The sequence below is a fragment of the Mycobacterium sp. E796 genome (assembly GCF_001672815.1).
GTDB lineage: Bacteria > Actinomycetota > Actinomycetes > Mycobacteriales > Mycobacteriaceae > Mycobacterium.
Genome location: NZ_LZKK01000077.1, coordinates 1 through 12030, shown reverse-complemented (window position 1 = coordinate 12030; position 12030 = coordinate 1). Strand labels below are relative to the sequence as shown.

At 67.4% G+C, this 12030-nt stretch carries 12 protein-coding genes; 5 read left to right on the top strand and 7 right to left on the bottom strand.

Annotated elements, in window-relative coordinates:
- Nucleotides 1–259 precede the first annotated feature (259 nt).
- Both A5706_RS06750 and A5706_RS06745 read left to right on the top strand, forming a co-directional pair.
- Nucleotides 260–1894, top strand: a complete 1635-nt coding sequence (locus A5706_RS06750) for an LGFP repeat-containing protein (protein WP_197517766.1) — start codon at nt 260–262, stop codon at nt 1892–1894.
- A gap of 103 nt (nt 1895–1997) precedes the next feature.
- Entirely contained in the window at nt 1998–3539 is a 1542-nt protein-coding gene (locus A5706_RS06745) for a PE family protein (protein WP_068128448.1), read from the top strand.
- Between the two features lie 4 nt (nt 3540–3543).
- Here the strand turns inward: A5706_RS06745 and A5706_RS06740 are convergent, their stop codons facing one another.
- Genes A5706_RS06740 through A5706_RS06725 form a run of 4 tightly spaced genes read right to left on the bottom strand, consistent with a single transcriptional unit; the run spans nt 3544 to nt 6721 of the window.
- Nucleotides 3544–4359, bottom strand: a complete 816-nt coding sequence (locus tag A5706_RS06740) for a Cof-type HAD-IIB family hydrolase (protein WP_068128447.1) — start codon at nt 4357–4359, stop codon at nt 3544–3546.
- A 19-nt stretch (nt 4360–4378) separates the two neighbouring features.
- A complete protein-coding gene (locus A5706_RS06735; protein WP_068128446.1) occupies nt 4379–5164 on the bottom strand; it encodes a 1-acyl-sn-glycerol-3-phosphate acyltransferase in 786 nt (261 codons plus the stop codon).
- Nucleotides 5165–5180: 16 nt separating this feature from the next.
- The gene (locus tag A5706_RS06730; RefSeq protein WP_068128445.1) at nt 5181–5948 is read right to left on the bottom strand and encodes a 1-acyl-sn-glycerol-3-phosphate acyltransferase; all 768 of its coding nucleotides are present in this window, start codon (nt 5946–5948) and stop codon (nt 5181–5183) included.
- On the bottom strand, nt 5948–6721 hold the full coding sequence (locus tag A5706_RS06725; protein WP_068128443.1) for a 1-acyl-sn-glycerol-3-phosphate acyltransferase: 774 nt from the start codon (nt 6719–6721) through the stop codon (nt 5948–5950). The genes A5706_RS06730 and A5706_RS06725 overlap by 1 nt, the downstream gene beginning before the upstream one ends.
- 139 nt (nt 6722–6860) lie before the next feature.
- Between A5706_RS06725 and A5706_RS06720 the strand changes: the two genes are divergently transcribed.
- Nucleotides 6861–8411 carry an MBL fold metallo-hydrolase gene (locus A5706_RS06720; protein WP_068128441.1) on the top strand — a complete coding sequence of 517 codons (1551 nt, stop codon included), beginning with the start codon at nt 6861–6863 and terminating at the stop codon, nt 8409–8411.
- Nucleotides 8408–8752, top strand: a complete 345-nt coding sequence (locus A5706_RS06715; protein WP_068128439.1) for a hypothetical protein — start codon at nt 8408–8410, stop codon at nt 8750–8752. The genes A5706_RS06720 and A5706_RS06715 overlap by 4 nt, the downstream gene beginning before the upstream one ends.
- 95 nt (nt 8753–8847) lie before the next feature.
- On the opposite strand, the gene A5706_RS06710 is transcribed toward A5706_RS06715, so the two are convergent.
- Entirely contained in the window at nt 8848–10410 is a 1563-nt protein-coding gene (locus A5706_RS06710) for an NAD(P)/FAD-dependent oxidoreductase (protein ID WP_068128437.1), read from the bottom strand.
- A 67-nt stretch (nt 10411–10477) separates the two neighbouring features.
- Entirely contained in the window at nt 10478–11086 is a 609-nt protein-coding gene (locus A5706_RS06705; protein ID WP_068128435.1) for a TetR/AcrR family transcriptional regulator, read from the bottom strand.
- A 71-nt stretch (nt 11087–11157) separates the two neighbouring features.
- Here A5706_RS06705 and A5706_RS06700 point away from each other — a divergent pair, with 71 nt between their 5' ends.
- Nucleotides 11158–11637, top strand: a complete 480-nt coding sequence (locus tag A5706_RS06700; RefSeq protein WP_068128432.1) for a DUF2834 domain-containing protein — start codon at nt 11158–11160, stop codon at nt 11635–11637.
- A 1-nt stretch (nt 11638) separates the two neighbouring features.
- Here A5706_RS06700 and A5706_RS06695 read toward each other — a convergent pair whose 3' ends face one another.
- Nucleotides 11639–11911, bottom strand: coding sequence for a helix-turn-helix domain-containing protein (locus A5706_RS06695; protein WP_068128430.1), 273 nt, complete (start codon nt 11909–11911; stop codon nt 11639–11641).
- Between the last annotated feature and the right edge of the window lie 119 nt (nt 11912–12030).

The following is a 12030-nucleotide window of genomic DNA, read 5'->3' as shown; positions in this document are numbered from 1 at the left end:
GGAGTTGGCGACCGCGCGGGCGTTGTCGGACCTGGCGGACCAGGTTGTCGCGCTGTCCGCGGCCGCCGCGACCGGTGCCACCGGCGCTCTGACCGGCGCCGCCGCGCCGGTCCTGCCCCACTAGGACCGCGAGGAACCTGCCCCCTGACGGCACCGCAGAGCCCGCCCTCTGCGGTGCCGTCGAACATGTTTTCGTGGTCTTTTCGAGTCACAGATCGTGTCGCCTCATAAATAACACCAGAAACACAAGTAACATCAGCTGGTGTCCCGGAGTCGCGCGCCGACGATGTTGCTTACCGCCATCGCGGCGACGGTCGTCATCGTCAGCTGGGTTGGCGACGCGACGCGCGACCGGGGAACCCCGAAACCCCCGCGGCCGCCCGAGACACAGCTGGCCGAGCAGCCGCTAATCGGGCTCGGGGGCGGGGTTACGGTTCGCGAGCTCAGCCAGGACACCCCGTTTTCCTTGGTGGCCCTCACCGGCGACCTCGCCGGCACATCCACCCGGGTGCGCGCCAAGCGTTCCGACGGCTCCTGGGGCCCCTGGTACCAGACCGAATATGAGACGGCCGCCCCCGACGCCGGGCCCGCGAGCGCCGGAGCCACCGAGGGCCCGCGCAGCACCGATCCGGTGTTCGTCGGCACCACGAAGACGGTCCAGATCGCGGTCACGCGACCGATCGATGCGCCGACGACCCAACCGCCCCCGGCCCCGGCCAACGACGCGGGCCTCGGATACAAGCCGGCTTCCAGAGAACAGCCCTACGCGGAGAACATCTCGGCGATCCTCATCTCCCCGCCGCAAGCGCCGGCCAGAACCCAGTGGACGCCGCCGGCGGGGGTCATGATGCCCGGCCAGCCGCCCGCCATCATCAGCCGGGCGGAGTGGGGCGCCGACGAGTCGCTGCGATGCGGTAGTCCCCAGTACGACAATGGGATCCGGGCCGCCGTCATCCATCACACCGCGGGCAGCAATGACTACTCCCCGCTGGAATCGGCCGGGATCGTCAAGGCGATTTACACCTACCACAGCAAGACCCTGGGCTGGTGCGACATCGCCTACAACGCGCTGGTCGACAAGTACGGTCAGGTGTTCGAGGGCAGCGCCGGGGGCCTGACCAAGGCCGTGGAGGCCTTCCACACCGGCGGCTTCAACCGCAACACCTGGGGTGTGGCGATGATCGGCAACTTCGATGACGTGCCGCCGACGCCCATCCAGCTGCGCACCGTGGGCCGGTTGCTCGGCTGGCGGCTGGGCATGGACGGCGTCGACCCCAAGGGCACGGTGGCCCTGGAGTCGGCCGGTAGCCACTACACCACCTTCCCGGCCGGCGCCATCGCGAACCTGCCGACCATCTTCACCCACCGCGACGTCGGCAACACCGACTGTCCCGGCAACGCCGCCTACGCGCTGATGGACGAAATCCGCGATATCGCTTCGCATTTCAATGATCCTCCGGAGGAGTTGATCAAGGCGCTGCAGGGCGGCGCCATCTACGAGCACTGGCTCGCGCTCGGCGGCATGAACAGCGTCCTCGGCGCACCCACCTCGCCGGAAGACAACGCCGAAGGGGGCGCCCGCTTCGCGACCTTCGCCAAGGGCGCGATGTACTGGTCGCCCGAGACCGGCGCGCAGCCGGTTACCGGCGCCATCTATGACGCCTGGGCCTCGCTCAGCTACGAGCGCGGTCCGCTCGGGTTGCCCACCAGCGCGGAAATCCAAGAGCCGCTGCGCATTACGCAGAATTTCCAGCACGGGGTCCTGAACTACGAGCGGCTCACCGGAAGCGTCACCGAGGTCGTCGACGGCATCACGACGCCGCTGCAATCGCCGAGCGGTCCCGAGGTGCCATCCGAACACTTCTCGCTACCGGCGCACCCCACCGCCACCTGACGACACTTTGGCCGCCATTCCGGGCCGGATGTGGGCTCCGTCACACTAGGCTCGGCTTTGCCTGGCAATCACCCGGTTGATACCGAGTCGAGGGGAGACGGCGATGACGTTCGTGATCACAAAACCGGAGCTGGTGACGGCCGCGGCCGACGACCTGGCGGGTATCCGCTCCAACCTGACCGAGGCGACCGCGGCAGCGGTGGCCCCCACCACCGGGATCGCGGCCGCAGCCGCCGACGAGGTGTCCGCGGCAATCTCGCAGGTGTTCGGCACCTATGGCCGCGAATTCCACGCCGCCGCGGCGCAGGCGGCGGCTTTTCACGACGAGTTCGTGAGCCTCTTGAACGGTAGTGCGGCGGCGTACCTCGGCACCGAGATCGCCAACGTCGAGCAGGGCCTGCTGAGCACGGTGAACGCGCCCGCCCAGGCGTTCGGCGGCGCGGCCGCCGCCCTCGTCCCGGGCGGCGCGTACGGGCAGCTGATAGCCACGACTTCGGCGAACCTGCAGTCGCTCTTCGGCGCTTGGGCGGCCGACCCCTTCCCCTTCCTGCGCCAGGTCATCGCCAACCAGATGGGTTACTGGCAGCAGGCCGCGACGGCACTCACCTACACCGTCCAGAACTTCCCGACCGTGCTGGCGAACCTGCCGGCGACCATCCAGGCCGCCATCCAGCAACTTCTGGCGTTCAACCCGGTCACGGCCCTGCAGGGGTTCGTCACCACCCAGATCGGCTTCGCCCAGGAGTTCTTCACCAACCTCTACGCCGCAACGACAGGCATTATCACCGGCCTGCCCGCCTTTGGCGCGCAGCTCCAGGTGGCCCTGCGGGCCGTCCTGGCGGGCGATTACTTCGGCGCGGTGCAGGACGTGGCGCAGGCCTTCGCCAATCTCCTCGTTACGGGAGCCGACCCGGGCACCCCGCTGATCACCATCGGTCCGATTCCCCCATTCCCACCCACCGTGACTGCGACGGTGACCCCCACGCTGCTCGGTCCGCTTGGAAATCTGTTCGCGCTCGCGAACATTCCCGGGCAGGAGGCGCAGTACTTCACCAACCTGATGCCTCCCTCCATCCCCAGGCAGATGTCGCAGAACCTGACCAACGTGCTCAATGTGCTTACGATTCCCAGCATTTCGGCGACGGCTACGTTACCGCTATCGGCCCCGACGACCGGTTCGCTCAGCGCCTTCTTCGGGTTGCCGCTGGTGATCACCTACGCGGCCGCGGGTGCGCCGCTCGCCGGGCTCACGGGGCTGGCGACCAGCGCCACGGCGGTTCAGACGGCCCTGCTGGCCGGCAACCCCGTGGGAGCCCTCAGTGCGCTGGTAAATGCTCCGGCCGTGGTAGCCAACGGCTTCCTGAACGGCGAAACCATCGTCGACATGACGATCCCCGTGCCGATAAGCGTCACAGTGCCGATCATTGGCCCCGTCAGCACGACCCTGCCGATCACTTTGCACCTGCCCTTCGACGGCATTCTCGTTCCGCCCCATCCCATTACGGCCACGGTAGATTTCAGCGGGTTCCCGGGCGGTGTGCCCCTACTCGTCACCATCTTCGGCACGCCGTTCATGGGACTGGTCCCGCTGATGGTCAACTACCTGCCCCAACAACTCGCGGCGCAAATCGCACTCACGGGTTAATGAGCTAGAGCCACCAGCGTTCCAGTACGCGTCCCACCCCGTCGTCGCTGTTGGGCGCGGTGACCTCGTCGGCGGCGGCCAGCACGTCGGGATGCGCGTTACCCATCGCCACACCGTGGCCCGCCCACAGCAGCATCGGGATGTCGTTGGGCATGTCGCCGAACGCCACCACCTCGTCGCTGGTGATCCCCTGCGGCTTGGCGACCTCTTCCACACCGCTGGCCTTGCTGATCCCCAGCGGCACGATCTCGACCAGGCCGTTGTTCGTCGAGTAGGTGATATCACCCTCGATGCCAACATGTTTGGCAAGTTCGGCGGCCATGTCCGAACTGCGGGCACCGGCTTTGCGGATCAGCAGCTTGATCGCCGGGGCGCTCAGCAGATCGGCGATCGACACCTCGGTGTTGTCCGGATTCAGCCACGCGTGCTCGTAGCCCGGCGAGCTGATGAACTGAGGCGTCGCCGTGTCATGGGCGCGTTCGCCGATCCGCTCGACGGCCAGCCCCGCGCCCGGGATGACGCGCGTCGCGAGCTCCGCCAACTCGGCCAGCGTGTCCACGGCCAGCGTTCGCGACGACAGCACGCGGTCGTTCGCGGGATCGTACAGAACGGCACCGTTGGCGCACACCGCGATTGGCGCGAAACCGAGCGCCTCCACCACGGGCCGTATCCAGCGTGGCGGCCGGCCGGTCGCCACGACGAACTGCGCCCCGGCGGCGACGGCGGCGCGCACGGCGTCACGGGTGCGCGGGGAGATCGTCTCGTTTTCGTCGAACAACGTGCCGTCGACGTCGCAGGCGATCAGCGCCGGCAAGGTCATCGAGAGGATCCGCCTTCTCTCAATGGATTCCGCTTTGGGTCTGCCCCGGTCGCGTCACGCCGTCGGTCCCGGACCGGCGGATCCGCTCCTGCAATTCGGCCAACCGGATCGCCCGGGAATCGTCCTGGTTTGGCGCGGAACCGCCCAGCCGGCGCGGGACCCAAAACTCGCCCTCGGGGTGTGGGTACTCCTCCTGGACCCGGTAGAGCATCGCGTTCATCGTCTGGCGCACCGCGGCGATGAGCTGCTCGACGTTGCCCTCCGGTGCCAGCGGCCGCCCGGCGGCCACGGTGATCGGAACCTTGTTGCGGAACACCTTTTTTGGATGATCCTTGGGCCAAATCCGATGGGCGCCCCAGACGATCATGGGGATGATCGGCACCCGAGCCTCCAGCGCCATGCGGGCCGCTCCCGACTTGAACTCCCGGAGTTCGTAGCTGCGGCTGATGGTGGCCTCGGGATGGAGCCCGACGAGTTCGCCTTCGCGCAGCTTCCGCACGGCCACCGCGTACGCTTCCTCCCCGTTCCGGCGGTCCACCGGAATGAGCTGGCAGTGCTTGATCACGAAGTTGACGGCCTTCACGTCCGCCATCTCGGCTTTGATCATGAAGCGCAGCCTTCGCTTGCGTTCGTGGGCGGCGATCGACGCGGGCATCCAGTCCAGGTAGCTGGTGTGGTTGAGCGCGATCAAGGCGCCACCGCGCGCGGGAATGTTTTCCAAGCCTTCGTAATTGAGCTTGGTTCCGTTCATCGCAGCGAACGCGGGAACAACGAACTCCGCGAAGCGGAAAAACGGCTCTGCCATGTTCCTCTCCTTCCCCCTAACGCGGCTGATGCGGGGCACCGTGGGCGGCCCTCCTGGCCGACCGTGCCGCCGCCTCGTCGGCCTCTATCTGCGCCGCCTCGGCCAAAGTCGGCGCGCCGCCGCCGAGCCGGCGCGGCACCCAGTAGGCGCCGGCGGGGTGCGGATAATGCTGCTGCGCCCGGTGCAGCAGCGTCGTCATCGATTCGCGCAGCGCGGCATTGGTGGACTCGATGTCTCCGGCGGCCCGCAAGGGCGCCCCCACCTGCACGCTGATCGGCAGCTTCTTGCGACCGACGTTCCGAGGATGGTCCTTGGTCCAGATGCGATGCGCACCCCAGACGATCACCGGGACGATCGGGACGTCGGCTTCGGCGGCCATCCGGGCCGCGCCCGTCTTGAACTCCTTGAGCTCGAAGCTGCGGCTGATCGTGGCCTCCGGGTAGACACCGACCAGTTCGCCCTCGCGCAGCCGCCGCACGGCCACCGCGTAGGCGTCCGCCCCGGCGCCACGATCCACGGGAATGGTGCGGGTGTGCTTGATCAGGAAATTGACCACCTTCACCTGCTGCATCTCGGCTTTGATCATGAATCTAAGCCGACGGCGGCGGCGATGCACGGCTAATGCGGCAGGCAGAAAGTCGACGTAGCTGGTGTGGTTGATCGCGATGACGGCCCCGCCGCGGTCGGGAATGTTCTCCTCGCCGCTGTAGCTGATGCGCGTGCCGGTGGTCAGGACGACGAGCTGGGCCAGGATCTCGAGCGCGCGAAAGGTCGGCTCCGCCATTACTGCTCCGGTGGTGACCCGGCGGCCCGGGCGCGGCGGGCGGCCCTCTCGGCGGCCTCCTCGGCGTCCATGCGGGCCGCCTCAGCTAACGATGGAGCGCCGCCTCCCAATCGGCGCGGCACCCAGAATTCCCCGGCCGGGTGGGGCCCGTACTGCTCCTGGGCCCGCTCCAGCAAATGCTGCATGCGGGAATGCAACAGCCCCTTCAGTTCCTCGACGGCCAGCGTCGGCTCGATCGCCTCGCCGACCAGCACCACGATCGGCACCTTCGGGCGCCACAGCTTCTTGGGGTGCCCCTTGGTCCAGATCCGCTGCGCACCCCAGACGATGTGCGGAACGATCGGGACGCCCGCGTCGACCGCCATCCGGGCCGCCCCCGACTTGAACTCCTTGATCTCGAAGCTGCGGCTGATCGTGGCTTCGGGGTAGACACCCACCAGCTCACCGTCTTTGAGATTCCTGACGGCGGCTTCGTAGGACGCGGCCCCGTCCTGTCGGTCCACCGGGATGTGCCGCAGGCTGCGCATGATCGGCCCGGTGATCTTGCTGTCGAAGACCTCCTGCTTGGCCATGAACCGTACCTTGCGCCCGAGGCCCTGTTTGTAGGCGGGCAGTCCCGCGAAAGTGAAGTCCAGGTAGCCGGTGTGGTTGATCGCGATGACGGCACCGCCGGTCTTCGGCAAGTTCTCGACGCCCGAGACCGAGATCTTGAGACCCTGGATGCGCCAAACCAGGCGGGCGAGCTGGATGACAGTCCCGTATACCGGTTCCACAGCGCTTCAGCCTAGTGCTCCGGGCTGTGAGGCGCTGCAAGCGCTGGAGCGAGGCGACGCAGGCCGCCCGAAGACGCGGTGCGCGCTAAGCTCGGGGGCTGACAAGCCGTCAACCCCCAACGTCCCCCGGAAGGTATCAGTGCAGGTCACGAGCGTAGGCCACGCCGGATTCCTGATCGCGACCCGCGCGGGCAACATTCTTTGTGACCCCTGGGTCAATCCCGCCTACTTCGCGTCCTGGTTCCCGTTCCCGGACAACAGCGGGCTGGACTGGGATCAACTTGGCGACTGCGACTACCTGTACGTCTCGCACCTGCACAAGGACCACTTCGACGCCAAGAATCTCCGCGAGCACGTCAACAAGGACGCGGTGGTGCTGCTGCCCGACTTCCCCGTGCCCGACCTGCGAAACGAGCTGCAGAAGCTGGGGTTTCACCGGTTTTTCGAGACCACGGACTCGACCACGCACCGGCTCAGTGGGCCCAAGGGCGACCTCGACATCATGGTCATCGCCCTGCGCGCGCCGGCCGACGGCCCGATCGGCGATTCGGCACTGGCCATTTCCGACGGCGAGACAACGGTTTTCAACATGAACGACGCCCGGCCGGTGGATCTGGACGTGTTGGCCGCGGACTTCGGCCAGGTCGACGTGCACCTGCTGCAGTACTCCGGGGCGATCTGGTACCCGATGGTCTACGACATGCCGGCCCGCGCCAAGGAGTCGTTCGCCAGCCAGAAGAGGCAGCGCGGCATGGACCGAGCCCGTCAGTACATCGCCCAGGTCGGGGCGACCTGGGTCGTGCCGTCGGCCGGGCCGCCGTGCTTCTTGGACCCCGAGTTGCGCCACCTCAACGACGACCACGGCGATCCGGCCAACATCTTTCCCGACCAGATGGTGTTCCTCGAGCAGATGCGAACGCACGGGCACGATCGCGGCCTGCTGATGATGCCCGGGTCGACCGCGGACTTCACCGGCTCGACGCTGAATTGGCTTCGCCACCCGTTGCCCGACGACCAAGTCGAGGCCATCTTCACCACCGGCAAAGCGGCCTACATCGCCGAGTATGCCGAGCGGATGGCCCCGGTGCTGGCCGCCGAGCGCGCGAGCTGGGCCCCGGCCGCGGGCGAGCCGCTGCTGGAACAACTGCGCGCGCTGTTCGAGCCGATCATGCTGCAAAGCGACGAGATCTGCGACGGCATCGGCTATCCCGTCGAGCTGGTCATCGGACCCGAGGCGGTGATCCTGGACTTCCCGAAAAGGACTGTGCGCGAACGGATTCCGGACGAGAAGGTCCGCTACGGCTTCGCCATCGCGCCCGAGTTGGTGCGCACCGTGTTGCGCGATCACGAACCCGACTGGGTCAACACCATCTTCTTGTCCACCCGGTTCACCGCCTGGCGGGTGGGCGGCTACAACGAATACCTGTACACGTTCTTCAAGTGCCTGACCGACGAACGGATCGCCTACGCCGACGGGTGGTTCGCCGAGACCCACGACGACTCCGCGTCGATCACCATGGACGGCTGGGAGATTCAGCGTCGATGCCCCCACCTCAAGGCCGACCTGTCGAAATTCGGTGTGATCGAGGACAACACCTTGACCTGCAACCTGCACGGGTGGCAGTGGCGGCTGGAGGACGGCCACTGCCTGACCGCACGCGGGCATGAGCTGCGAAGCACTCGGAAATGAACGCCAGTTACGGCCACTCCTATGATGATGGGCTTATTCAGCTGGATCGGGCCGCGATCACGTTGCGCCGCTACCACTTTCCCTCCGGCACGTCGAAGGTTATCGCGCTGGACGCCATCGACGGGTACAAGGCCGAGGGTTTGGGCATGTTCATGCAGCGCTTCCGCATCTGGGGCAGCTCCGACCTGCGCCGCTGGCTCCCCCTGGACGTGCAACGGCCGTTCAAGTCCACCTTGATCACCTTGGACGTCCCGGGGACCTGGCCCAGCCCGGCGTTCACGCCGGCGCGCCCGGACGAGTTTGTCGCGCTGCTGGACGAACTGCTCGCCGGACGGGGTTAGCCGAGTCACCGAACGTGCATTCCTTGCGGATTCTCGCGTGATTTCCGCAATGGTTACACGCTCGGCGAGGTGCTAGCAGCCCCGGCAGCGCCTCTCTAGCGGCCCAAGTCCTCCAGCGCCGCGCGGGCGGCGTTGTAGCCGGGGATGAACGTGATTCCCGGGCCACCGTGGCACCCGGCACCGCCGAGGTACAGCCCCTGGATCGGGATCGGTTGGCCGCGAAAGCCTCTCGGGCCCGGCCGGTTCGGCCCGATCTGGTCCGAGCTCAACAAGCCATGGCAGTAGTCGCCACCCGGGGCGCCGAACATCACACCCATGTGCCGGGGCGTGAACGTGGTGTGCCGGATGATGCTGCGCTCGAAGTTCGGCGCGAGCCGGGTGATCTTGTCGATGACGCGCTGACCCATTTCGACCTTCGTTTGGCCATAGTCCGCCCCGCCCTCGATCGGGAACCACAGCGCGAACGCCGACGCGGCGTGCTTGCCCTCGGGCGCCAGGTCGGGGTCGTTCTGCGAGGGGATCTGCAACACCACGGTCGGGTCGGCCGGCACGATGCCGCGCCGGGCATCCTCCCACTGCTGCTGGACTTCCTCGGGGGTGCAGAAGAGGCCGATCGAGGCCTGCATCGCCGGCTCGTTGAGCGCCTCGTACGGCGCGGCGAACTGGGGAGCCTCGTCCAGCGCGAAGTGCATCTGCAGGTAGCTGCCGCGGTGGTCGATCCCCGCGTACCGCTCGCGGATGTCCGCGGGCAGCGCCGCGGGGTCGATCATCTCGTTGAGCGTCACGTCCGGCGCAAGGTTCGAGACGACGACCGGCGCCGTCACCGTGTCACCCGCCTCGGTGCGCACGCCGGTCACCCGCCCGTCGGCGACCAGGATCTCGGTCACCTTGGTGCGCAGCCGCACCTCGCCGCCCAGGCTCTCCAACAGTTGGGCGAGGTGCGCGGTGAGTGCGCCGATGCCGCCGCGCAGCTTCTTCATCTGCATGGTGTCCCCGTCGGGAACCCCGAGCCCAAAGGCCAGCGCGGCCGCGCTGCCCGGGGTGGACGGCCCCCGGTACAGCGTGTTGACGGCCAGCACGGTCATCGAGCCGCGCAGCGCGCCGTGCTTCTCTCGGTCCGGCAGGTAGCGGTCCAGCACGTCGGTGACCGACCCGAACAGCATGTCGTCGATCGCCGAGCGCTCGAATTCGTTGGTGGCACAGGCATACATCTCGTCGAAAGTCTTGGGCTCGGTCCCCGCCTCGAATCGGCCGAGCGCCCGGGTGGGCGCCTGGCTCCACGCCATCAGGCCGGCCATCCCGTTGACAGCATCCGCGCCGTGCACCTCGTTGAGGTGGGTGAATAACTTGATCGGGTCGCTGTACTGGACCAGCGGGTCGTCACCGACGCCGCGCACCGCGACCGACATCACCTCCAGGTCGAGCGTCTCGAGCGTGTCCAGCCCCAGTTCCTCGACGACCACCGACGCCGTCGGAAACTGCACCGAGCCGGCGATCTCGAATTGGTAGCCGTCGAAAAGCTCGACGGTGGAAGCCATCCCACCGGCATACAGCTTGGCGTCGAGGCACACCGTTCGCAGCCCGGCCTTCTGCAGCAGCACCGCCGCGGCCAACCCGTTGTGTCCCGCGCCGATGACGATCGCGTCGTATTCAGTCATGTCCCTGCCCTCCAGGAATGGAGGCTGGCATGCCCGCGAAGTTTTGTCAATTGTGACGAAACCGCGGTCACGTCCAGGCGTCGGTAATGCCGGCCCGCAGCGACTCGAGCGCGACGTGGGACACCCGCGCCAGCTCGCCCAGCGACCGGTCGTCGCCGAGCATCCAGAACTCCATCGCACCGAACACCGCGGCCGCGATGCAGCGCGCGGTCACCGCGGCGCGCAGCCGGGCGTCCGGCGTGGCGGCCGCGGCGCAGCTACGCCGGTGCAGCTGCTCCTGGATGGCGTCGGCGAAGTCGGCCTGCACTTCCTGGATGTGGCGGACGATCCGGCCGGGATCGATTTCGCCGCCCCGCAACGCGGCAATCTTGGTCACGGCCTCAACGTCATACGGGAACGAGAACACGGCCGACTGCACGGAATCGATGATCGGTTCGTCGGCGGGACGCGCGTCCAGCGCGGCGCGAAACCAGTTCAACCCGGTGTAGTCGGCAAACAGCAGATCGTGCTTGGAGCGAAAGTGGCGATAGAACGTCCGCAGCGACACCCCGGCGTCCGCCGCGATCTGCTCGGCCGACGTCTCCTCGACGCCCTGCGCGAGGAACCGCACCAGGGCGGCCTGTACCAGCGCCTCCCGGGTGCGTTCGCTGCGCGCTGTCTGCGCCGGCCTGACCATGCTCAGTAAGGTACCCCAGGCATCGTGTGTCAATATTGACAAAACTTCGGGACTAGAGCGACACTTCGCCCATGATCTGGCTCTACATTCACGCAATCCTCGGGATCGCCGTCATCGGCTGGATTATCGCGTCGAACCCGAAGATCTACGCCAAACCCGCCGACGGACCGTGGTTCACGCCGCTGGAGCTCGTGTACTACGCGGCGGGCATTGCCTCGATCGTGCTGGGCTGGTACTTCAACATCCACTTCGTGCTCGCCGCGCACGGCGAGGGCAGCATCGTCTCGGGGCCGGCCAGCTACCCGCACTTCCTGGCGCAGCAGTTCGGCAACCCGGCGGCGGGCTCGGGTAGCCAGGACTACATCATCGCGAATGTCATTCTGCTGCCGGTGTTTACAATTGTGGACGGCTACCGGCGCGGCGTGCGGCGCCCGTGGTTGTTCTTCGTGGCCAGCTTCTTCACCAGCTTCTCGTTCCCGCTGGCCTGGTACTTCGCCACGGCGGAGCGGGTGCGCCGCCACGAGCGCAGCCGCGAGCCGGTGAACGCCTGACTCAGCGCGTCGTCTCGGCCCAGCGCGCGGCCCAGCGCTCCAGCGGGGTCAGGGCCTTGCCAAGGGAGCGGCCCACCTCGCTCAGCTCGTAGCTCTGGTCGTCCCGTTGGACGACCAGGCCGGCTTCGGTCAGCTCGCCGAGGCGGTCGTAGAGAACGCTGGGCGACATGCCGTCGCAGCGGTCGCGTAACGAGCGGGCCCCGAGCGGGCCGTCCCGAAGCTCCCACAAGATGCGCAGCGACCAGCGCCGGCCGAGCAGGTCGAGGGCGGCCATCAGCGGGCGCCCCGTCGTCGACCCGCGGACCGGCGTGCCCGGGCGCGCCGACCCGGGGCGTTACTATTTCCGTAACCATGAAGGAACAAACTACGTTACGGAAATCGAAACGTCAATCG